Here is a 25,450-nt window from a genome sequence, read left to right as displayed (position 1 = left end):
CTCATTGACAATAGAGCACCGTTTAATTCCAGCAAAACACCCACAAACTAATGGCATGGTGGAACGCTTTAATGGTCGAATATCACAGGTGATTAAGTCCACCTACTTTGCTTCTGCCGAAGAAATGGAAACAACGCTAAAACGTTACTTAATCACGTATAATCACCACGTTATTCAAAGAAACCTTGGACATTTGACCCCTATTCAAAGTATGAAGCAGTGGCAATTAGACAAACCTGATTTATTCAAAAAGAAAGTTTACAACCACGCGGTTCTCGACAGTTAACCAAGTTTGGCCGACGTTTGAATATATTGAACCACAATGACTTGGTACAAATGCAGTTGGATGCGAAGCTGCTGAGTGAGTTTTTAGATGTTGAGTTATTGGACTGTCAGAAGGAAATAGTTCTTTAAAAAATACGCTACATAGCATTTCTGGTAAGCGGCTAAAGAGCAACTTACTTGATGAGTCTAGCTGTCACGCGAAGCGCAACAGCTATAGGTTTGGCGTATATTGGTCTGTTTTAGCTAGCGCTAGTTAAGCGCTTTAGCTTCAGGTCTGGTAGTAACTGTGACAGCAGCATACCAATCATAATAAACGTGCAGCCCCACAATCCTCTCGTTGTGAGCACTTCACTTAGCACTAACCAGCCTGCTAATACTGCAAACATCGCTTCACTACTAAAAATAATGGCGGCATGCGACGGTTTAGCATTTTGCTGAGCAACCACTTGGAGCGTATAGGCGATACTGGTCGACATGAGTGCTGCATATAAAATCGAATCCATTGCCAGCATGACGTCTGCCCAGATAATCGTTTCATAGATTAACGCGCAAACCATGCTCAGAACGCCGCAGATCAAAAACTGTAAAATAGACAAGGCAATAGGGTCGTACTTTGGCGCAACCCAGCCAATAACTAAGACATGCGCCGCCCAGAAAAACGCCCCGATAAGCATCAGTAGGTCACCGTAGGACAAGGTGAAGTCAGACTTGATACTCAGTAAGTACAGACCGACAAGCGCTAGTGCAGCCCCTAACCAAATACCTGCACCGGCCTTTTGTTTAAAGGCTAAGCCCATAATAGGCACGAGCACGATATAGAGACTGGTGATAAAACCACCTTTACCAGCAGTGGTATAGACCATGGCAACCTGTTGCAGTGTCACACCACCGAACAATACCAGTCCGCAGATAAGACTAGCTTTTAATAAGCCTTTCTCTTCTGTTTTACTGTTGCTCTCACTAATACCCGTCGCTTTTTTAGCTTGCCAGTGTCGCAACCAAATTGCGAAAGGGATAAGCGCCAATCCACCGATGAGAAAGCGAATACCGCTATAAGTAAACGGACCGATATAGTCCATTCCTACACGCTGTGCTACAAACGCTGAGCCCCAAATCGCGGCAGTGATCAGCAATAAAATATTCGACTTCATCAGGAGTGCATAACTCGTATCTAGGTAAGCGGCATATGGTATACCGAAGTTATGCAGAGTTCATTAAGCAAGGTTAAATTAAGCGAGCTGACGTGTCATTTCCATAGGCTTTAAACGCTTTACACTCGCTTGCATAAAGTGACGGTGATAACGCGTATTTAGGTTATTAACATCTAGCAAAATAAACACATCTGCGACGTTAAAGTCAGGGTCTAAACACGGCTCTCCTGCCACCCACGCACCCAGTTTCAAATATGCTTTAAGCAATGGTGGCATTTTCACACGTTCAGCAGGAGAGGTTGGTGTGAGTTGCTGTCGTGGTGTGACCCACATAGTGCTTGGTGCAAGGTGTTTGGCGCGTGCTTCATTCATAATCGCAGTCACTTGGCTGCCACCGTCACGCATACCCACACTGGCACAACCAAACATGTAATCAACTTTGTGCAGTTCCATGAACTGCGCTAAACCTGACCACAACATGCCAATACCTGCGCCATTACGAAAGTCAGGATGAATGCAGGTACGACCAATCTCAATGTAATTGCCTTTCAAGCTTGGCAGCATAGTGCTTAGGTCAAACTCGCTTTCCGAATAAAAACTTCCAGCACGGGCCGCGCTTTCTTCGGTAAGAATGCGGGTTGAACCGACAACTTCACCTGTGTCAGCATTGCGTACCAATAAATGATGGCTAAAGGTGTCGTAATAGTCACGATCTAAACCCTCATGAGCCGTTGGCAAAATTGCGCCTTGCTCCTCTGCAAAGACTCGATAACGCAAGCGTAGAGAAGCTAGAACATCTTCGTGAGTCTTTGCCAGCTCAACGATCAGGGGTGTGTGTTTTACGTTTGGGTTACTCATGATTTTCCTTTAAGTTCGAATATCGCAGTCTATTAAAGTGAGTTTTTTTAAATCAATGTGTGTTCAATCAAGTTGTATCAATGGTTTATAAATAGCTCAGCAGCTCGATACTGCTGACAGCCAAACCATAACCAAGCGTTGCGCCGATCAATACATCGCTAGGGTAGTGAAGCCCAAGCACCACGCGAGACAGTGCCACTAAACTAGCGAATGGAATCACCAGCAGGCCCCACTCTGGGTAGTAATGAACGATGAGAGTAGCGAAACTAACGGCGTGTAAGGTGTGACCAGAAGGGAAGCTAAACTGATCGAGGGCCGCGACATTTTGAAAGATATTATCGCTATGGCTGTAGGGTCTAACGCGAAGGGTTGAGGTCTTGAGCCACTTGTAAATCGCTAAGCCGATGAGCGCAACGACGCCCATGTGGATTGAAGCTTGGATAGCACCGAGGCCATAGATAACCGGCAGTGCCAACATGAGTGTGTACCAGAAAACACCGTCGCCTAAACGACTGACGCCCGCAAAAAATACACTGATAGGTTTCCAGTGATTGATGCGATTAAACAGTAGGCAGACGGGTATTTCGCGGTCGTTTAGCTGATGTAGGTGTTTCATGACGAACCTCAGTAATCAGTTGTTTGATGATGATGTCCAAACGGTCAACGACGTTATTCCAGCTGAGTGTTTGGGCTGTTTTACGGGCTTCTTTGCCCAGAGTGTTGCGTAAGTTAGTTTCACAAGCCGCGGAAGCGCTGAGGCTGATAAACGCAGCTTCATCATGTAATGGAACGGTCAAACCGTTGTGGGCCGACTGGATGTACTTGTGAGCCGCTGCGTAGTCATAAGTCACCACCGGCAAGCCGCTCGCCATCGCTTCGATAATCACGTTGCCAAAGGTTTCGCTGGTGCTTGGGTATAAAAATAAGTCGCCACTGGCGTAATGTGCCGCTAAGTCTTCACCGCGTTGCATCCCTGCAAAACTACAGTCCGGGTTTGCCGCTTCAAGGCGTTCGCGCTCTGGGCCGTCACCGACCAACATAAAGTGAGCGTCAGGGACTTCTTTTTGAATTTCTCGAAAGGCTTTGAAAGCGAGGTCGATGTTTTTTTCTTGAGCGAGGCGAGTGACTAGCGTGACCAATAATTGCTTGGGTTTAACGCCTAGTTTTTCTCGTAGCGCTTCGCTGCGTTTAGCAGGGTGAAACAAGTCTGCTTCGATACCACGCTCAATGATCGCTAGGTTTTTGTAGCCAGTATTTGCTAGTTGTGCAGCGAGTTCGGTGGTTGGTACTAAGGTTTGACGCGTAGCATTGTGGAAGTGGCGCAAGTAAACACTGGCGACTTTGAAAGCAAAACGTAGGTTGTAGTACTGACTGTATTGGTCAAAGTTGGTGTGAAAGTCACTAATAAGCGGAATGTTTAGCGACTTAGCCACCCACATTGCCGAGTAACCCAGCGGGCCTTCCGTGACTAGCTGTACTACGTCAGGGCGGTTCTTTTTCCACGCGTTACGCAGTTTGAAGAAGTGCGGCAAACCTATGCGCACTTCTTTATAAAACGGGAGTGTTGCACCGCGAGTGAACAGCTCTTGGAAGTTATCTTCTGAGGCAGGGTCACCATCCGTTTGTTGCCGAGGGCGAACTAACTGAATGGTGTACTGGTCACACTGACGTAATCCATCAACTAGGTGTTTGATGGTATGCGAGACGCCATTAACTTCAGGCGGCCATGTTTCGGTAACAATGGCGAGTGATATCTGTCTGGGTAAGTGTGCTTTTAACATAGAGCATATGTTATTTAGCTTTTGCTACATGTTTATGACACTAATGTTTAAGTTTTATGTCGTCCTATTGTCAGGCGAAAAGTGTGTGAACTGTTGTGCTTGACCCGTTAGGAATAGCCTTTATGATGGATACCAAAGAAAGGTACGGCTATGTACCAACTAAAACAGATTATCTGGAGCTACTATGCAAACGTTTATTGAAAATATGCCTAAGGCAGAGCTACACCTGCACATTGAGGGTACTTTTGAGCCTGAGTTGATGTTTGAAATCGCGCAGCGTAACGGTATCGAATTACCTTTTGCTGACGTTGAAGCGCTTCGTAAGGCGTATGACTTTAGACGTCTCCAAGACTTTCTCGATATCTATTATCAAGGCATGAATGTATTGCGTGAAGAGCAGGATTATTATGATCTAACGTGGGCTTACATCACTAAAATTCACTCAGAAAATGTGCTACACACTGAGATTTTCTTTGACCCACAAGGCCACACGGCGCGTGATGTTCCGTTTGAAACAGCGGTTAATGGTATTCATCGTGCGTTGGTGGACGGTAAAGAGAAGTTAGGGATTAGCTTCGGTTTGATCATGTGTATTTTGCGTCATTTAGATGCAGATGATGCAATGGCGACGCTGGAACAAGGTTTTCTTCATAAAGATAAAATCATTGGGTTAGGATTAGATTCATCTGAGCTAGGGCATCCGCCAGAGAAGTTTACCGACGTGTTTGTTCGCGCAAAAGCAGAAGGCTTTGTGATCGTTGCGCATGCGGGCGAGGAAGGTCCTCCAGAGTATGTTTATCAGGCGTTGGACTTGTTGAAAGTTGACCGTATTGACCATGGAAATCGTGCCTTGGAAGATGACGCGCTGACACAACGCATTGCTGATGAAGGGATGGCGTTGACGGTATGTCCGTTGTCTAACTTGAAGCTATGTGTGGTGGAGGACTTGGCCGCTCACCCTATTAAAGAGATGCTGCATGCCGGTTTGAAAGCGACGATTAATTCAGATGACCCAGCCTACTTTGGTGGTTATATGAACGCGAACTTCCTGCAATTGGCAGAGGCGGTTGACCTAAGCAAAGCAGATGTCATTACCTTGGCGCGTAACGGTTTTGAATCGACGTTTTTACCAGACGCTGACAAGCAAGTGTTACTTGATAAGCTAGATGCTTATGCTGCCGCTCATGGCGTGACTAATGCCTGATGTTCGCCAGTATTTAAACGGCTACCAACCTCAGTTGATTGAGCAGATAGAAACGCTCATCAACGAGGAGCGTTTGGGTGAAGCACTGCGCAAACGTTACCCTGAACCACATCAGTTAGGGTCGAATAAAGCACTGTATGACTATGTGCTGGACTTAAAGCAGAGCTATATGAAGCAGTCGGGATCGTTAAGCAAAGTGGTTTATGACGAGAAGATTCATGTCATAAATCATGCGCTGGGTCTGCATACGCAAATATCACGGGTGCAGGGCGGTAAGCTTAAGTCTAAAAATGAAATTCGTATTGGCTCGGTGTTTAAGAAAATGCCGTTGCCATTTTTACGGATGATTTGCGTGCATGAATTAGCGCATTTAAAGGTGAAAGATCACAACAAAGCGTTTTATAAGTTGTGTCAGTACATGGAGCCTGAGTATCACCAGTTTGAGTTTGATACGCGGTTGTATTTGACGCATCAGGCATTTTTTGGTGATTTGTATGAGTGATGTTTTCGGTATAAAAGAGCATTTAAATTTGGGATGCAGTGTGCCCCGTTTTGCTTTAAGAAAATATATTTAAGAGTGCTTTAATCATGTTTATTCGTATTATTGATGGTTATAACTCGTATTATGGTGCGATATAACTCGCATTATGGGATGATGTAACTCGTATTATCATGAGCTAAATATCCATGTACCCACGTTATACCGAAGGTCTTTTAAAAGAATTACTCCAAGAATTCCGCATTCTTTACCTCACTGGCCCGAGACAAGCAGGGAAGACCACACTCGCTCGTAAAATGGCAGGTCAACGGGGTATGCACTATGTTTCTTTGGATGACCATACGATGCTGTCCTCGGCAAAAAGTGACCCTGTCGGTTTTATCCAAAGCTTGTTAAAACGCGAACAATCGATTGTTTTAGACGAATTTCAATATGCACCAGAGTTGGTGAGTGCGATTAAGCTTGCTTCTGACCAGTTATCTCCTAGCGAGCGAGGTAAGTTTTTTTTAACAGGTTCGGCTGATGTGTTTAGCTCCGCGAAAACGCAGGAAGCATTACCGGGGCATATGGCACGTGTTGAGCTATATCCTTTATCGGTAACAGAGTTATCTGGTGGGCAATTCAACCTTATTGATTTTCTCCAAGCTGAAGAGTTTTCTGTTCCTGAAAACTTACCTGAGATGGTGCGTGAAGACTTTGCTCAAGCGTTGATAAGTGGTGGTTATCCAGAGTTACAAACGAAGAGTGCACGTGCAAAACCTATCTGGTTAAACTCTTATTTAAAGGGACGTTTGTATAAAGATTTTGAAAGCATTTACGAAGCGAAAGGTGATTATCATACGAAGCTAGAATCGCTAATTCCTTACTTGGCAGGCTTGAGTGGTAACTTGTTGAAGTACGCGAGTATTGCTAATGATTTATCGCAAAATGACAAAGTGGTGAAGTCTTATATCGAGGCTCTAGAATGGATGTTTATTGTTAAGCGTCTACATCCATTTGTGAAAAACCGTGCCAAGCGGCAAACGATTGGGATGCCTAAGTTACAAATGGTCGATACAGGGTTGGCTTGTCATTTGTTGGGATTAACCTCACCAGAGCAATTGTTGCAATCTAATTTTTACGGTGGGTTGCTTGAGAGTTTTGTGGTGATGGAGTGTTTCAAGCACATGGGGTGGTCACAGCAAACGATGAATATCTACCACTATCGGGATAAGCAAAAAAATGAAGTAGATATCGTTTTGGAGCAAGCTGATGGACGATTAAATGCTTTAGAAATAAAAGCTTCTGCGACGGTATCAGAGAGTGACTTTAAAGGCATTGCGAAGTTTGCTGATTTTGTCGGACCTGCATTTAAGTCCGGCTTTGTGTTGTACACCGGTGCTTCGGTACTACCATTTCGAATGGGTGAGAGAACTTTTTATGCGTTACCGTTATCTGTGCTTTGGACCTAATATTAGCTTGAGTAGATCACTGCATTTGATTTAAATCAATGACTTGAACAAATGAAAAGCAAACACTGAGGTAATAGAAACACATTAATATAAAACCCTCAGGAATAAACACCAGTGAATGTCTTACTCTTTTTAATCATTGCCATAGTCGTACTGTTAAGTACTGCTTTAATAACTATCCACTTAGGCTTTCGTGCGCCAAGAAATAGAGAACAAGGTACACCGAAAGATATTGGCATTGAGTACCGTCAGCTTCATATTCCTACTCATGCAGGTAAGCAGCTATTTGGATGGTTACTCCCCAATAATAATGCCAGTGAAACGCTGATTATTTTGCATGGCTGGGGAGCTAATGCAGAGCTGATGTTGCCAATTGCCGTTCCGTTTCACCATGCAGGCATGAATGTTTTGTTGTTCGATGCGAGGAGTCATGGTCAGAGTAGTTCAGATACCTTTTCTTCCTTGCCCCGTTTTGCTGAGGATCTTGGAGAAGTGATTGACTGGTTGAAGTTAAACTATCCAGAAAAGTCTGAAAAAATAGCGCTACTTGGACACTCTGTGGGGGCGGGTGCTGTATTGTTTGAGTGCTCTAAGCGCAATGATATTCAGGCTGTTATCAGCCTATCGTCATTTGCTCACCCTGCCTGGGTGATGCAACGGTACTTAAAGCACTTTCGAATTCACGCTCCAGTTCGCATGCTGGTAATGCGCTACGTTGAGTGGGTGATTGGGTATCGCTTTGCTAGCTTTGCGCCACTGGACACAGTTTGTAAAATCCAATGCCCCGTGTTGTTAGTGCATGGGAAGTGTGACACCACTGTACCTGTTGAGGATGCACGTGCAATTATGGCAAATTGCCCGAAGCCAGATCTAAGCCTATTAGAAATTGAAGATGCAGGGCATGACTCTGTAGATAAGATTGAGGAGCATGGTTCGGAGTTAGTGGCGTTTTTGCGAAAATCAGGTTTTCGGGTATGAGTTAACCCTTGCTCTGTGTCGCAAGCCGCAAATACTTCGCGGAGCAAGATATCTTGGGTTCATAAATAAGTTCCATTGTGATTAGGCGTGATATATTTAAATTAATTCTCAGGTTGGCTACTTTATTTGACCTAGCTAAATCTCCTAATAACCTGCACAAAATCTGCAAACCCCCGCTCTAAACTGTACCTCCTAACAAACCATAAAATAGCGTTTACCTATGTTGCAAACCGTAATCTGGCGCACCTTACGCCAATTCACCATCGCTTTAGTGCTTGTATCTGCAGTACTGCTGGTGGTTGCGCATTACATTAATAACGTTATTTTCTCGCCACCGCGTCGAGTCTTGCAGGAGTATCACATGCAGCGTGTTAATGACCCCACCGAATATGGTCTTACCGTCAGGCAACATGATTGTTTAGATGGAAAAGCGCCGTGCTTACTGGTTGAGCCAGACGCCTTAGCCGGACCCAATTATCGAGGTAAGCTGCTGCGAGAGCAGTTAGCAGAAAGGGGAGTCAAGTTACCAGCCTATGGCCGCGTGCAAGGGACGATTGTGTTGTTGCACGGCCGTAATGGACGAAAAGAAAGCCTATTAGCAGTGGCAGAACGGTTTGTTGCAGCAGGATTTCGTAGCATCATTGTTGATCTTCCTGGTCATGGAAGTAGCCCACTTCGTGCTATGTCATTTGGTCAAAGTGACTTTGAAAAACAGCTCCCCAAGCGTGTGTTACAAGAAGTGCGTAGTCACTTTGGCTTACCTGACGAACCCGCAGTGCTTTGGGGCATGTCAATGGGTGGCGCGTATGCTGTCAATGCTGCAAGTGATGCCGCTGAAGACTGGGATGCATTGGTGGTTGTCAGCAGTTTTGCGCAACTCGATGAAGTGCTAGAGGCGCAGCTCCCTATGCGTTGGAAGCCAGTATTTGATTATTTATTGCCGCTTTTAGATGTAGAGCAGTGGCTTAGACGACGACCAGTACCCAGTGCCATTCGACCAGCTGAAAACGCGATAAAGGTAACGACGCCAAGCTTAGTGGTGCATGGCGGACGCGATTATTACGTAGCACAAGAGCAGGGCGAGCGACTTTACTCAGCACTTGGAAGTGCGCAAAAAAAATGGTTAATCGTACCTAACGGTGGTCACCGAAGCGTGTTGGCGACGTCTATGCCTGTATATGCGGAAATGACTGAGTGGTTGCTGGAAATCTTAGCGGATAAATAATAACCCCCTGTCTCCAGCTAACCCGCGACCCGAAACGTAATATTGATACGTTCTTCACCGAGTAAGAGATGGCTATCTGCTTTAATCGGCAATATGCCATGAAAGTTTTTACGCACTTCACCACCCCAAACCACCACATCACCATGAGTTAACGGCACTTTGATGGTTTTATCAGAGCGCTGTTTTCCGCCAAACAAAAACGTCGCAGGCAGTCCTAGTGACACCGACACGATCGGTGCTGAAAAGTCCTGTTCGTCTTTGTCTTGGTGGAGCGACATCTTTGCGCCTACTTTATACCGGTTAATCAAACAGGCATCAGGCGTGAAGTTGTCATAGCCTGCTTCTGCTGCGGCCTTCTGCGCTAATTCAAATAATACTGCAGGCATTTCTGGCCATGACAAGCCTGTTGTAGGGTCAATAGCAGAGTAACGATACCCCGCGTGATCACTTATCCAGCCCAAGCTCCCACAGCCCGATAGTGCTGCCGACATAGTATAGCCGCCCGTTGTTTTCATGTGGCGAAATGGCGATTGTTGAGTGATTAAATTAATAACACTTATCAGCTCAGGTGCAGTGTTCGTTGCAAACTGGCGTAGGACGACTGCGCCATCGCAGATACCTTCTGTCCAATATTCTCCACTATTGTCGTTGTCAAATAAGTCGTAATTCATAAATCCATTTTAGATGTTTATTTATGCTATTGGAAAGTAATCACTGTGTTACTAGGCTTTCTAGCCATTGTAGTGTGTTGAATAAGCATAGTGGATTATAGGTAATTTGTTGTTAGAACAACTCTTTGGTGTTTTATAATTAAACACTAAGTGGTTATATATATTGTTGGTTCATAATTTATTCATTGCTTAGTCTATATAGTCAGTGGTCAGGCTTTGTTCCAATAATCTATAAAAATAAGGTTAAAAACAATGAAGGGATCCTTCAAACGTATCTGGCATGTACTTATTTCTCTTCTATTGTGCGTTGTATTTTCGGCACAAGCACTTGCTGACGACTTTGGTGACGCACCTGCTAGCTACGGCGATGCTCCAACCGTTATTAATGCAAATATTTACCTTGGTACTACCCAACCTGACTCTGAAGCAGCTGGGCAACCTGGAAACCTAGCAACAAACGACGGTGTTGAAGAAGATGCTAGACCCTCTGATTTTACGGGTACGAATTATTTTGCAAGATTCCCATTACTAGTCGAAACAGCCAGTAGTTACATAGTACCTGTAACCGTCAATAACACGTCAGGTAGCGCCGCAACACTAGAAGCTTGGATTGACTTTGACCACAGTGGCACGTTTGATAATGACGAGCTGACAACGGTTAATGTGCCTAATGGGACTTCTGGAACAGTCGATGTAACATGGTCGAGCCTACCTGGTATTGAAAATGGGTCAACGTACATTCGTTTACGTTTGACAGATGCCACGGGTGCAGGTGAAGTTGAAGACCATGTCATTGGTATTGCCTTCCCTATTCCTTCTGAAAGCCCCAGTGTCACCGTTATCCCTGACGTATCACCGCTTGAATGTCAGGCGACTGTCTTCGAAGATGATTTTAATGATATTCCTGAATGGACAAGTATTGCGCCTAATCGCACAGGTTTTCAATCCATAAGAAACTGGACACTAACCGGTGGTGGTGAAGATACCTACGCTATAGTAAACAATCTTTCGGGGTATGGCTCAGTCATTTACCTCGGTAATGGCATGGTGCGTCGTATCGACACGCCATCAAACCTTGGTTCAGGGTTTAGTTTCGATGCAAATAATCGGCTGACCACAACCATTAATGCAATAGAGCTACGTTCTGACCCGGATGATATAAACTTAGGCACAACAGAGTATGAAGCGGATTGGGGTCCAGATCCGCTCGTTTTATCTCGAAGCTTCCCAAGTGAAGTAGGAAAAACCTATCGTCTATACTTCACCTCAATTCCAGAAGCTAGCTCTTCACAGGAGTATCTTGAGGGAATTATGCGTGTGGATACACCCGCAGGTAGTGCTCACTTTAAGATTCCTGCTATTCCACAAAATGGGAATGAAGCTGACTATGCGATAGATTATGCGATCGAGTTTAAAGCTACTAGTACATTATCAACGATTAGTTTTGTTAATTATGGTCACTTTGGGCAAGATGTAAATAACGACTGTAATCCACAAACACAGAGATCATGGTGCACAATCGGTGGATACTCCAGTACTAGCTTTACTGGATCAGGTGAAGCAAAACTAGATAACGTTAAACTGGTCGAATCTGCTTGCGAAACGGGCACACTAACGCTGTTGAAAGACGTTACTGATGGTTCAGCGGCGGATACTGAATGGACTCTTTCTGCGGTTGATGGTCCGACGACAGGCATTTCAGGTGCTGAAGGTAGTACCAGCGTTACTAATGCCACTGTCTTTACTGGCACTTACAATTTGGTTGAATCTAATGGCCCTTCGGGTTATGTCCAAACGGGTCTTGCTTGTACGGGTGCTGTTGATACAGACCCTAGTGATGGAATCACCATTGCTAAAGATGAGAATGTAATCTGTACCTTTACCAATGCTGTTTATGTAGCACCAGTGTTATCGTGCCCTGCTGGATACAGTCTTTTGAGCCAAACAGGCAATGCCTCAAGTGTAATTCGCTCTAATAATTCGGATGGCCCAGAAAGAGCAATAGGTGAGCTTGCGAGTAATGGTTCAAATGTTTGGACTGATAATCCCGCTGTAAAAATTTATAACAGTGGTGGCTCAATTGACTTAGGTTTAGCTGAATTAGTACCACAAAACGCTACGATTACAGTCTCTATTGGACGTAATGGCAATCAAAGCGTACTGGAAATCTATACTTCATTAGATGATAGTACCTATACACTCATTGATACCTATGGCGATAGTGGCACTATCACGCCTACAGTAAGTGACCAATCACTTGAACATATTTCCATCACAATCCCAACGGGTGGTGCGCAATACATTCGCTTTAGTCGTAATGGCAATAGCGAGATGTATGTTGATGGTGTCGAATATAGCCAAATCTGTGAAGTTGCCGTTGTAGCACCAACGACTGATTATGGTGATGCACCTATTAGTGGTACCTCACCTAACGGTAGTGGCACTAACAATTATGGTGCTGCTAGTCATACTGTTGGTAACAGCTTGTTTCTAGGTGCAAGTGCGCCCGATGTGGAAGCTGCAAATCAGCCTACCGCAATGGCTGATGGTGATGACACTGACGGTACTAATGATGACGATGGTGTTTCAGCATTCTCTGCTTTAACAGCTGGCGATGCTAGCTACAGCATTCCAGCAGCTAATGTAACAGCATCAGGCACTGGTACGCTTCACGCATGGATTGATTTTAATGGTGATGGTAGTTTTGAAAGCACTGAACATGCCAGCGTCAGTGTGGCGAGTGGAGCGCTTGCTAGCGACCTGAGCTGGTCAGGGCAAAGCACTATGGGAGATGCGGGGACAACCTTCGCACGTTTCCGATTAACGACTGATGTGAGTGTAGTCGCGCTTAACCCAAGTGGGTTGGCGACTGATGGTGAAGTAGAAGACTACAGCGTATCAGTGGCTGGGCCGGGCTTCCCATCACTAGATACATCAGTGAAGTACTGTTCAGCAGTAACCACAGATACCAACTTTACGGACTATCGTGTTGCATGGACATACAACACACCAACAAATACTTTGTTAGCCGACCACACCAGCGGCAACTGGCCCAATAATCAGTTCGATAGCTCCGTAATGTCTGCCGCCAATATTCAAACAGTTGGTTATGGTATGACTTACGGATTTGACAGTGACAAACAAACGGTTATTCATTTGTCAGGTGTTGATCAAGCAGACGCTGATGGTGCATTTAGTAATGGTGATTACATTGAATATGAGTTCGTTACTCAGTCAATAATGAATCTAGCACAGCTATTTAATGGCTTCGCGTTTGCCTCACACAACTATGTAGAAAACTACAAAATCTCGTTGCTGTTGTCAGAAGATAACTTTGCCACCGCAACAACGCTACTGTCTGATTACTCCGTTGTTCCCGCTTCAGGTGGATATGAATGGATAGACGAAGCAACCGACAAACCCATCTATCTAAAACCAAACACTAGTTATAAATTCCGAGTGCTGTTTTACGATGCAAATAATGCCAGCGCGGTTTATTGGGATGACTTCCATGTCAGCATGAGTGTTTGCCAAGATTATTCTGACGCACCGACTTCAAGCTACGGCGAAACTAGCCATGACATCCCTAGAGACGAAACACTTTTCTTAGGTACTGCAAAGGCAGATGCTGAGTCAGGTAGTCGTGATGGTGGCGATGCAGGTGTTGGCGCAGACGGCGATGACACCAGCGGTGCAACGCCAGATGATGAAGAGGGCGTCGCAGCGTTTGCCACGATAACAGCAGGTGATACGAGCTATACCGTACTTGCCTCAGACATAACGGCAGCAGGTACTGGAACGCTACATGCGTGGATCGACTTTAATGGCGATGGTGCGTTTGGTAATACAGAGTACGCAACGACCTCAATCACCTCAGGTGTGCTTGCAAGCGATCTAAATTGGACCGGTTTAAGCACCGTGACAGCGGGTGATACCTATGCACGATTCCGTGTGACTACCGACCCATTGTCAGCAACGGATGCAAATACTAACGCCAGTGATGGTGAGATCGAAGATTATGCATTAACCATTGCAGCCATTCCGTTACTTATCGATACAACCATGTCAGGACCACAATGTCTGGCTACTGCGGGTCTTACATTTACAGCACTAGAATTTAACTCAGTCAGTCCTGCAGATACGTTACAGACTGACTATGTGTTGCCTAATGCGGGTATTTTGAATAATACCTATATTGACGTTCATGCCTCTTTTGACAGTGCGCCAGTCAATACTAACCTGACTTTCCCTCGCATTAGCGGGCGGAAGTTTGCATTTAATACGACTAACGATAAAACCGTGACTTACCGCTTTATGGAAGCGGGAACCACCACACCGATTAGTTTGAATGTGAGAATGCGCACTACTGATATCGATCAAAACGAAAGACTGATTTCAGCAACTACGGAGATAGCAGCGGTTGTAACCAATAACCCGACGAACTTAAGTGCGAGTAACGATGGTTCCAATATTACGGTGTCATCTCAGCCTATAAACAACAGTGGAGATGTTGGTGACATTGTCGAGTTTGTATTCATCAATAAAAGCTCAGTGGTCATTACTTATGACGCAACGTCCAATAATAGTGGTTTTAACTTTGACGGCGCAGGCCTAAGCAGTTTTTCTGAAGAGCAATGTTTGGTAGAAAAAGGCGACTATTCTGATGCGCCAGTAGTGGGTACGAGTTACGGCATAGCAAAGCATGGTGAGAGTCCAAGTTTGTATTTAGGCGCTAACGTTGACCAAGAATATGTATCTATCGCGAGTACCAATGCAGATGGTGATGGCAGTGATGACGACGGTATATCACTCTTTCCAGTACTGAGTGCGGGTGATACTAACTACACGATACCGGCTGCGAATGTAACGAGCTCGGGAACGGGTACGTTACATGCTTGGATTGATTTTGATGGTGATGGTGTCTTTTCAAGTACGGAATATACCAGTGCGTTAGTTAATAGCGGGGCACTAGCAACCGACCTTATCTGGACAGGCCAAAGCACAATGGCGGCAGGTACAAGTTTTGCGCGTTTCCGTCTGACTACTGATTCAAATGTGACGGCTACTACGCCAGATGGTAGCGCAAGTGATGGTGAGGTTGAGGATTACGCGGTTACTATTTCTAGTGAGCCGCCGGTTATTGCATCCTGCGATGCAAACCCACTAGGGTATGTGGATATAAACTTCACTTCTATTATCAATGATATAGGTGCTGGCACCGGTCGTACATGGACCTATCCAGCAGCCATCAATTACTTAGGTGAAGACGTTGATATCAATGTTGAAGTTCTATCTCTCGCCGGTGGGACTGATTTCGATACCGTTGATTTAACTACGCCAAAGATTGCTCGAACTATTTTGACGTCTATAAGTCAGCCAACGCCTAATGAATCATTTGCCGAAATTCAGTGGACCTTCACACGATCAAGTGATGGGACACCTATTGCTATTAGCACAGAAGTTGAATTTCTTGATATTGACTTAGCTAGCACTCAGCGATTAGAAAGTATCCTTGTTAATAGAGCGGACTATGACGGTTACACGCTCACCTCTGACAGTACAGTTTCTGTTTCTAGTGACGGTACTGTTGATCGCTTTGATGGCACCATTGATGCAGATAATTTGCCAAGCCAAGCTATCCTGCTCAAATTAGTCAATAGAACAAGCTTGAAATGGACCCAAGGAATGGAGCTTCGTGGCACCGGTGGGTCTGGACGCGCTGGTTTCAGGGTAAATGTTTCTTCTTTCAGCAATGTTGGCTGTGACCGTTATGATTATTCAGATGCGGCAGGTTACTTGGATACCTATCACAACGCCTTCTCCACATTACGGATGGGTGCCGGAATTACTGCCGAGGCCGCTGCTTTGGCAACAGCCGATGCTGATGGCGATGCCGATGATGGCGTGGTACTCCCAACACTTACTCAAGGCCTGACCACCACTATAGATGTGGCGATTTCTGAAGAGAGTACTGGGGATGCCTACTTACAAGCCTGGATCGACTTTGATGGTAATAACGTATTTGATGCAAGTGAGCAGATAGCCATCGATTTACAAGATATAGGTACAGGTGCAAACGCAGGTGATGGCATCATTACTATCAGCGTAACACCGCCAGTCACCGCGGTGTCATCGCAAACGGTTGCACGCTTCCGCTGGTCAACTGAGATCGGGCTGGACAGTACAACGCCTTCTCTTAATGGTGAGGTAGAGGACTATGCATTGACGATTGCTGCTGGCCCTAGTTGGCCAATACCGCCAGTCACAGGCCCAGGCGACGGTGGGCGATGCTTACTGACTCATCACCAGAATACGGGTGTGAATGCTGATCCAGATTCGTTCTATACAATCTCAGATCATATGAATCCAAGTACTCTGTTTAAGGTTGGCCCTTGGGGTGTATCAGACGGTACTGTTGAGGGGCTAACCGCAGATGTCGCTAACGGTGTGTTTTATGCATTGAATGGCGATAGAAACGATACTTTGGTATTGGGTAACATCGACTTTAGTATAGGCTCCTTCTCAGATATCACAACAAGCGCTGTCGGTAGCCTCTCTCACAGCGTCTATGGCACCTTAGATATAGCAGGCTCGCGTGCTATTGCTCACCGACCGGGTACGAATGAAGTATGGGTCGCGGCTTATTCAACACAACCTAGTAATAATATCAGTGATAGTGATGCCTACTTATTTAAGATGAGCACCACCACGGGTAATGTTATTAGCGGCGCTTTTGCAGGTGAAGATTATATGGTGATAGATTTATCGCCTTATGATGTTTTGGTTAACGCCGGCACAAAAGCAACCATTGAAGCGCTAACCTTTTATGAGAGTGCGCCCAATATGCTTTATGGTGTGGTGAGCACTCATGTGAATAGTGCGACAACAAACGCCGGTCACTTATTTGCTGTCGATCTGTCTCTCAGTACGCCTCAAGCAGTGCTAGCTCCCAACAATTTAAGTGGCGTTGCTTACACAAGTGGTAGTGCACCTGTTTCAGCTTATTATGATATTGAGGGTATGTCGTTTGATACGAATGGCGACCTAGTTATTGTCTCGGCAAATGTCGGCGGCACCAATGCTAGTACTTTGTCTAATGTTGACCTTGCCACGGGAACCGCTAGTGGCACACGTAGTATTATCACTGGTGATTGGGAAGGTATTGTATGCTCAACGGCTATACCATTAGCGAGAGACTATGGTGATGCGCCAGCCTCATATTTAGATGCTTCTCACGCTGTCCCAGACACACCAACTGTCTACTTAGGTAGTGTTGCACCTGATAGTGATAGTCAATCACAGAATGCGGTCAACAGCGGCAGTGACGGCACGGGTGATGACCTTGATGGTAAAGATGATGAAGACGCATACGACATTGTTCCTGCCATCTGGACAACACAATCTAGCTACCGCTTACGAGTAGATTGTAGTGACCAAGGCGCGTTTGTAGCGGGTTGGGTGGACTTTAACAAAAATGGTGTGTTTGATACGGGTGAGCGAAATACCGACTATCCAACTACTTGTAACGTCAATGGGAACGTGACGCTAAACTGGATAGGTTTGTCAGGCTTAAGTGACGGTAATACCTATGCGCGTCTACGAATTGCCTCAGATTCAGACGAAGCTTCTACGGCTACAGGTGTCGCGTCAGATGGGGAGGTAGAAGACTACCCTGTGACTATCCAAACACCAAGTGCTGCGCCAGGTGCTTGTGTGGGTGTTACTAGCTGGATGGATACCACTGGGCAGGCGGCCTACCCAGACCCTAACTGGCTCATTGACTGGTCAGCACGAGGGCTTAGTGCCACTGTTAATTTCAGTACAACGATGACAGGCACTAATCGCAAATGGGTAGGTTCCCCTAAAACGTTTACTGACACGACATTTATCAGTGCGTTTGGATCACGGGGAATAGGCATCGGAGTAAACTACCCTGATGATCTCAGTGGAACCGGCTCCACCATTGCTAATATCGTTTTTAGTGACGCGCTGCCAGCTAACACCTATATGGTGGTTAGAGACATTGATGCGACGGATGAGTCGATGGTTTTTTCCAATAATAACTTAGGATCATTGCCTATCCCTAGCCTTTGGGAAACGGCAAACCCTTTAAATTCAAATGCAAATAGTCCAAGCTTATTTGGCTCATGGGACAGCACATTACAGCGTATTAGTACACTTTCAAATGGTCCTAATAATGATCAAGAGGCCTATGTTTTTCCAGTAACAGGACTTAAAACGCTGACAGTGGCCTACCAAACTTATGCAGGAGCGGCCAATGTCGGCTTTGTTAGCTGTATTCCTCAGGACTATGGTGATGCTCCAGATCAGTATAGTACGTTACTAGCCAGTGGTGGCCCACAGCACGGTACTATTAATGGCGTCTACCTTGGTTCAACAGCACCTGATAACGACAGTGATGGACAGCCTTCTAGTAGTGCTGATGGCGACGGTACAGATGAAGACGGCGTTAGTGCATTACCGACCCTGACAGCTGCTGATCGTATCTATCAAGTCACTGTCAGCGCTAATAATGACACGCTGCTAGCTGCTAATTTAGTCGCTTGGATCGACTTTGATGGTAACGGTAGTTTCGATGCTGATGAAGCAGCAATCCGCAGTGTACCAGCGGGTAGCAACAATGCTGACATAACGCTGAAATGGTCGAACATCCCTATTGATATTCAGGCGGGTGACAGTTACTTACGTCTACGTTTAACCACTGATTCACTGAATAATCGCGAATCAGATGGTAGCAAATTAGACGGTGAGGTGGAGGATTACGCGCTGACGATTGTTTCTGCCGGTGCAAACCTTAGCGGTCGTGTCTACATCGATGCCAACAGCAACGCGGCAGAAGATGGTGGAGAATCCGGCATTAGCGGAACAGTGGTGGTGATTCGTAATACCAGCACAGGTGTTTGCCGAAGTGTGAATACTGGGGGTAGTGGTCATTACACCTTTGTGGATGTGGATAATGGCAGTTACGAAATCTACCAAGCACACGGTGAAACCACACCCGTACCACAAAGCTGCGCAACAGCATCTGCGAACAACCCAGTGGGTTATCAGTCAACAACTGCAGACATACTTACCGTGACCGTTGCGGGTAGTAATATTGTCGACCAAGACTTTGGTGAAGTAGCAGGCGCAACCAGCACTACCGGTGTTAATACTGGTGTTGGCATTACTTTTGAACCTGATCATCAAAGTGAAGTGTTACCTGGCAACGTTATTTTTTATTCACATGTGTTTACAACACAAGCTGAGGGTACTGTGGTCTTTAGTACAGATGAAAGCGGTAATAATGCTACAGGTTGGTCACACTTGTTATATCGAGATACGAACTGTGACGGGTCATTGAACGGTACTGAGGGAAATACGCCAATAACTGGTATGAACTTAGGTGTTGGAGCGGGCGGACAACTATGCATCATTGATAAAGTTTATGCGCCAGCGAATGCTCCTGCACAAGATCGTTATACGGTAGAGACAACTGCTACCTTCAATTATGCGGGTGGTATGTTACCAAGTACGACGTTGAGTGTTTCTGACTTAACAATTACAGGACAAGCTGCGACGCCGTTACCAACGCCCACAATACCTGCGATAGGCGCATCACGATTAGAGCTTACCAAAACGGTAGAAAATATGTCCGAAGTGATCGCACAAGGTTTGATTGAGGGTGCGTTGGAAACAAGCTCTTTAAACCAAGCCAAACCGGGTGATGTTTTACGATATCGCATTTACTACCGAAACACGGGTATTGGCTCGATTACTGACTTGAAAGTGAATGATAGTGTGCCTGTATACACCGATTTAATATTGGCGAGTGCGACTTGCGAAAACACGCCAGCCAGCCTGACGTGTACGCCTGCATCCAGTTCAGCTGCGGTTAATTGGATCTTCGTTGGCTCTTTAAACGGTGGTGCTTCTGGTAGCGTGAGTTATGAGGTAATGGTAGAAAACTAATGAGCGATTAAGTTTACGTAAATGGATTATGTGTATAAATAAGAGGTAGGCACCTATTAGGTAGTTATGCGTGATTTTAGCGCATGAAAATGACTGCTATTTTAGTACACATAGATATATATATATAAGCGAGAATAGATAATGCAGCGATGTAACTCTTTAATTATTAGTGGCGTCTATTCGATGCTTATAAGAAAATTTATAGGTGTAAGCACACGTGCCGTTGTGCTGTGTTTTTTTATGGTTCCAGCAAGCTATGCCGACATTCCTTCACTAGAGTTTGGTCCCTTTGGTCAGGGTCTTTTAGATGGCACCAGCCCTTTTGGAACGGCGGTTGAAGATGCTTCAGGTGATTTGGTCGCTTGCCCAACAGACACTGACACGCAAATTGCTGGTGCCGATTGTGGCGATGCTAACTATGTGGTGCGAACTCAGGATGTTTCGACTCATTTATTTTCGATCTCTGCAAACGGTGGTGACCCCAGTATTCCCGTTGGTGAAAACGTCATAGAAAATGTAGTACTTGAACTTACAGCCCATCCTTCAACTGATGCTGAGATTGCTTTTAACTCTTTACCTATTGCTTGTTCAGAGCTTGGCGGTGGTGGGGATGACCCAGCGTCAACCATTGTGATTAATAGTGATCGCAGTATAACGATGACGTGTAACCTTGGTGGGCTGAGTGAAGGGCAGGCTAAGTTTTTAAGTATTCCTATTCAGCCAAGTGGTTTGTCTGCTAACGGTTCAAGTTACACAACCACTCAACGTATCTATTCCACGGCAAACACCGATGGTAGCGCTACCTCAACGGTAAATACTTATGAAGATAGTACACCTGTAATTATTTCAGCTGCGCCAGCGTGGGACTTGCTACAGTCGACAACGACAACGAGCACATGGCGTAATGATGGTACTGGATATGCAGATGTTGGGCAGGGTACCGAGCTAGGTTTTTACGCGAGTACATGGATACGTGTTGCAGCCACTCGTACAACAGGTATTGAGTCGATTACTGAACCACTAACATTTAGTAGTGTTTTTTCAGCGACCATTGAGAGTGCGACGGGGACAAGTTATTCCCCAGAATTTCATGTCATCAGCTGTGAACCAAATACGGCTGGCTTCACTGGGCTGGTTTATGGTAGCGGTGGTGGAAACGCATCGGTGACAGACTCAGGAGATTGTACTTTCTCTCGTACAGACGCGAGTGACGCTACTTCTCCACAGTATGACTTTACGATAACGGGCGCAGATCTTTCAGGGACGCATTGGCCAACTGAGGATACCCGTGGAAATGACTTATCTGCAGGCCCTTATTATGCGACAGATCACCGCATGAGAGTATTTATTCCGATGCGGACAATTGATGCAGCCGATGGCGTTGATGATGACTTCAATGGAGCATTGTGGTTGACCAGTTTGTTAACTGATTTTGATCCAACCAGTGACTCTAATACTAGTAACTTCGGTGATGGTTTTGAACCAGGTTATAACGGTGAGTTGATTGATGGTGAGCGAAGTAATAATCAGTTGGGCTCAACGTTATTTGAGATTACTGCTTCAGGTAGTTTTACGAAGTACATGGCGAAGACAATTAACGATAATGCTATTAATGGTATTACTTGGGCGAGTAGTAGCGCCGGTGCGGGTGATGCCGAACTTGAAAATGGCTCTTCAGCGGCGACTAGGATCTTATTTCGTAATAATGGCACACTGGCCCTGACGAATATTGGTATGTGTGATGTATTTGATAATACGACCTACCAGTTAACAGATCGAAGTAATACTAATGGCTCTGCGGGTACATACGCATATCTAGGTACTCGTAATACGACAACGGGCAGTGTCTCTATTGATGACATGATTGTCGAGTACGCCTATATTAATGTATCTGGTGATGACCCGCTTGATAATAATAATGATGGTAGCTTTGACTTCAATACTGACACTGGTCGTTATGAAGGTGATTGGTCTAATCAGAAAGCAGCAGTTTGTGACGATAGTAGTGCTAGTAGCGGTTGGTATTCGGATGCTTCTTTAGTGCCTGGTGGTATTGATAGTATTAATGCAGTTAGGCTTCGACAATCAGATGCATCTATAGCCGCAAATGAAGGAATGACTCCGACACAATATATTACATTCGTTGTACCATTAATGGTGCGTCAAAACTTTAATGGGGGGCCTCATGATGGCGATATCATTCCTCCTGGCACGGTTATGGCGAACTTTGCAACAGCTCGATCTGATGAGCTTTGGGACAGTTGGCTCACTCAAAACTATGAACCCTCACCTGAAAATACGAGTAGCCGTGGTGACCGTATAAGTATGAGTCGTGCGCGTTTGGCGCTAGACTCGTTTAGTTTATCACCAGAGGCAAGCTCAGGAAGTACGGCGAGTACACTTGCTGGGAATGAGGTTGTTTGGCAAGTAAATACTACTTTGCTGACAGAGTTGGAAACATCTGTCGACGCAGAAAACTTACAAATATTTAGCGTATTGCCGCCAGAAGCTAGCTATAACTCTACATGTACAGCATCTCAAAGTGGTGCAACACCGCCCAACCTGATTCAGTACAACACCGATATTGATGGAAATACTGAAAGTGGCTATACCCGTTTAGTTTGGAATTTGGGTACGGTCACAGCTAACAGTAGCATTGATCCACGTGTGTTTTGTACAGATACAGATGCTTTAGCAGCAGACGGTACATCGGTTATATTGGAGTCTTTGGTGCAGGCTGATGACGTCTTTACTACTCAGTCACTCCGACATGACACTCACACCATTAGTTTGTTACAGGTGGGTGATGTGAAGGTGACTAAAACAGTCGATGCGGCGTTGGATGATCGTAATGATGATCAGGTTTATACGTTAAAGTGGTCAAACTTCTCAGACCTTGTTGAAATTGATAAACCAGTAATTATTGATCGGCTACCTTATAGTGGTGATGACAATGTTCCTGCATCTAGCTTTAGTGGTTCTTATAGTTTGATAGGGGAGCCACCAGTTTCTTGGCTTGATGGGAGCACTCCTGCTTCTGGTGAGTTGGCTTTAGGTACTTGGTACTACACAAGTGATACACCGAGTGGGATTATTGTTAATCCAGATAACAATGTATCCAACTGGTGTTTAGAATCTGACTTCGGTACAGCAGGTTGTCCGGCTGACTTTGCAGGTGTGACAGCCATCAAATTTATATCGAATTATGACCTAGCTAAAAATGGTGATGTTAAACAGGGTGTTATTGCGACAGTGACCCTGCAAGCAGGTGACCCTACAGACGTTGATACATCGACGATAAATTATCCCAGTGATATATATACTAACTTTTTCACGTTTGATTCTGCCAGCTTACCGGCTGACCAGTTTCTACAATCAGGCTATGCTTCTGTCCAAGTGGCGTCTTATTCATTGGGTGACTTGGTGTTTGCGGATGTCGATGGCGATGGTAAGTATGATGCGTCCATTGATTACCCAGCACCGAATGGCACGGTAGTTAATTTGTACAAAAGTGATGGGACTCTTGTTCAATCGACGACTTTAGGTGCAGAGCAAAATGGCCGCTACTTATTTCAAAAGGTTGATACGGGCGACTTTTACGTTGAAATACCTGCAAGTGAGTTTCAGTTGGGTAAAACCATGGCGAACTGGACGCCTGCTACACCTAGTACTGACCCTAACACAGAAGAAAATGAGTCAGTTGATCAGCATGCTTACACCGTAGGTACATCGGTTGTCAATGGCATTCGAAGTGGTGTGATTACACTGAGTGCTGATGCTGCTACTGCGGGTGGAGGCGTGCCAACTGGTCATGAGCCAACGGCAGATAATACGGCCAATTTAACGGATAGTACTCTTGATGACTTTTCAAACTTCACGCTTGATGTGGGTATAAACCCAGCTACATATAACGTTTCAGGAACGGTGTGGAGCGATAGTAATAAAAATGGTATCCGTGAAAACAGTGAATTAGGTATTCCTAATGTAACGGTCGTTTTATACGGCGCACCTTATGATGAGGGTAATGAACGATGTGTAAGTCTTGATACAGATGCTAATGGTTTCTATCAGTTTGAAGATGTGATTCCAGGGAGTTATCAGTTAATAGAGTCCGATGCATCAGATACACCATTCGGTAGTGCAACATGCCCACCAGCGGCTGGTGATCCAGATGAACATATTTCAACGACACCTAACACTCGTAATATAACTGTTTATCAAACTGACCTTACTCGCCAAGACTTTGGTGACTTCGCGGGTATTTCGGTAAGTGGGACAGTATTCCATGACAATGGTTTAAATGGTGGTACGTCCGGTAACCAATCACAAGAAGGTGATGAGCCTGGTATTGGTGGTGTCACCATGACCGCAAGTGATGGCGCAGGTACGGTTTACGATACGACAACAACGAATACTGATGGTAGCTATACGTTGCATGTTCCGGCAACGGCAACGACAGTGGTTGTGACAGAAAGCAATGCAAGTGGCTATGTCAGTATTGGTGGTGAAGTGGGTACAACAGGAGGAACTTACTCGCTAGCGAATGACACAACGACCTTCACCTTGAGTGCGGCTACGACATATACTGGTATTAACTTTGCGGATATCCAGAGTACGGTTTTAGAGCCAAATCATACGGGGACTGTGCAGCCTGGTAATGTAATCTTTTATGCGCATACATTTACTACGCCTACCGCAGGAACAGTTGTGTTTAGTCACGATAGTGACCTCAATGTGACTCAAGGCTGGTCTAACTTACTTTATCGAGACACTGACTGTAGCGGTACTTTAAACGGTACAGAGGCCGACGTGGTATTAGGTGAGTTTAATTTAGGTGTTAATGCGGGTGATAAGATTTGTATTATCAATAAAGTGTATGCACCTAATAATGTCGCCGCTCAAGACCGTCACCGTGTCACTATCACCGCGAACTTCTCTGATAATAGTGGTGGTGGCAGTCAAATGTTAACGGCTATTGATGTTACTACTGCGGGTCAGTCGACGTTACCTACAACGGATACCAGTGGTGTCTCTTCATCGTTAGAGCTGAGGAAGAGTGTACAAAATATTACGAAAAACACTGCAGCAACAGAGTCGAGTAATGATGCTAGTCCTGGTGATATCTTAAAGTATCGAATCACCTATAGAAATAAGGGTACAGGGCCTATTACTGACTTAGTCGTCAACGACTCAGTGCCTGCTTACACTACTTATGATGTAGGAACAGCTAACTGTGATAGCACACCAGCAGGTATGACGTGTTTGCCGACTGTTAGTGGCAGTGCAGTCGATTGGAAAATGACAGGAAGTTTGTCAGGCGGTGCAAGCGGACAAGTCAGTTATCAAGTAGTTTTAGATAAGTAACTAATTATCTA

Annotated in this window: 13 protein-coding genes; 8 read left to right on the top strand and 5 right to left on the bottom strand. The window is 45.2% G+C overall.

Annotation, left to right across the window (positions count from 1 at the left end; all coding sequences use genetic code 11):
- Positions 1-286, top strand: a 286-nt coding sequence (locus tag DKT75_RS05700) for an integrase core domain-containing protein (RefSeq protein WP_146201323.1), incomplete at its 5' end; no start/stop codon positions are given.
- A gap of 238 nt (positions 287-524) precedes the next feature.
- Here DKT75_RS05700 and DKT75_RS05695 read toward each other — a convergent pair.
- From DKT75_RS05695 to DKT75_RS05680, 4 genes are all read right to left on the bottom strand, one after another.
- Complete coding sequence (locus DKT75_RS05695) at positions 525-1,436, bottom strand: DMT family transporter (RefSeq protein ID WP_109822465.1); 912 nt, start codon at positions 1,434-1,436, stop codon at positions 525-527.
- Positions 1,437-1,514: 78 nt separating this feature from the next.
- Positions 1,515-2,294, bottom strand: coding sequence for a GNAT family N-acetyltransferase (locus DKT75_RS05690; protein ID WP_109822464.1), 780 nt, complete (start codon positions 2,292-2,294; stop codon positions 1,515-1,517).
- An 85-nt stretch (positions 2,295-2,379) separates the two neighbouring features.
- Complete coding sequence (locus DKT75_RS05685; RefSeq protein WP_109822463.1) at positions 2,380-2,910, bottom strand: phosphatase PAP2 family protein; 531 nt, start codon at positions 2,908-2,910, stop codon at positions 2,380-2,382.
- Positions 2,855-4,075, bottom strand: coding sequence for a glycosyltransferase family 4 protein (locus tag DKT75_RS05680; RefSeq protein ID WP_109822462.1), 1,221 nt, complete (start codon positions 4,073-4,075; stop codon positions 2,855-2,857). Before DKT75_RS05680 ends, DKT75_RS05685 begins: the two co-directional genes overlap by 56 nt.
- Positions 4,076-4,259: 184 nt before the next feature.
- Here DKT75_RS05680 and DKT75_RS05675 point away from each other — a divergent pair, with 184 nt between their 5' ends.
- From DKT75_RS05675 to DKT75_RS05655, 5 genes are all read left to right on the top strand, one after another.
- The gene (locus tag DKT75_RS05675; RefSeq protein ID WP_109822461.1) at positions 4,260-5,279 is read left to right on the top strand and encodes an adenosine deaminase; all 1,020 of its coding nucleotides are present in this window, start codon (positions 4,260-4,262) and stop codon (positions 5,277-5,279) included.
- Complete coding sequence (locus DKT75_RS05670; RefSeq protein ID WP_109822460.1) at positions 5,272-5,781, top strand: M48 metallopeptidase family protein; 510 nt, start codon at positions 5,272-5,274, stop codon at positions 5,779-5,781. The genes DKT75_RS05675 and DKT75_RS05670 overlap by 8 nt, the downstream gene beginning before the upstream one ends.
- Positions 5,782-5,966: 185 nt before the next feature.
- Positions 5,967-7,229: an ATP-binding protein gene (locus DKT75_RS05665; protein ID WP_109822459.1), complete on the top strand. Its 1,263-nt coding sequence runs from the start codon at positions 5,967-5,969 to the stop codon at positions 7,227-7,229.
- 114 nt (positions 7,230-7,343) lie between these two features.
- Positions 7,344-8,207 (top strand): alpha/beta hydrolase, encoded by an 864-nt coding sequence (locus DKT75_RS05660; RefSeq protein ID WP_109822458.1) that lies wholly within the window; start codon positions 7,344-7,346, stop codon positions 8,205-8,207.
- Between the two features lie 220 nt (positions 8,208-8,427).
- Complete coding sequence (locus DKT75_RS05655) at positions 8,428-9,432, top strand: alpha/beta hydrolase (RefSeq protein WP_109822457.1); 1,005 nt, start codon at positions 8,428-8,430, stop codon at positions 9,430-9,432.
- Positions 9,433-9,449: 17 nt separating this feature from the next.
- Here DKT75_RS05655 and alkB read toward each other — a convergent pair whose 3' ends face one another.
- A complete protein-coding gene (alkB, locus tag DKT75_RS05650; RefSeq protein ID WP_109822456.1) occupies positions 9,450-10,103 on the bottom strand; it encodes a DNA oxidative demethylase AlkB in 654 nt (217 codons plus the stop codon).
- A gap of 252 nt (positions 10,104-10,355) precedes the next feature.
- Between alkB and DKT75_RS05645 the strand changes: the two genes are divergently transcribed.
- Both DKT75_RS05645 and DKT75_RS05640 read left to right on the top strand, forming a co-directional pair.
- Entirely contained in the window at positions 10,356-20,075 is a 9,720-nt protein-coding gene (locus DKT75_RS05645) for a GEVED domain-containing protein (protein WP_109822455.1), read from the top strand.
- 183 nt (positions 20,076-20,258) lie between these two features.
- The gene (locus DKT75_RS05640; RefSeq protein WP_158278802.1) at positions 20,259-25,439 is read left to right on the top strand and encodes an SdrD B-like domain-containing protein; all 5,181 of its coding nucleotides are present in this window, start codon (positions 20,259-20,261) and stop codon (positions 25,437-25,439) included.
- The last annotated feature ends 11 nt before the right edge of the window (positions 25,440-25,450 follow it).

The organism is Leucothrix arctica, assembly GCF_003172895.1.
GTDB classification, from domain to species: Bacteria; Pseudomonadota; Gammaproteobacteria; order Thiotrichales; family Thiotrichaceae; genus Leucothrix; species Leucothrix arctica.
This window is presented reverse-complemented; position numbering and strand designations above follow the sequence as displayed.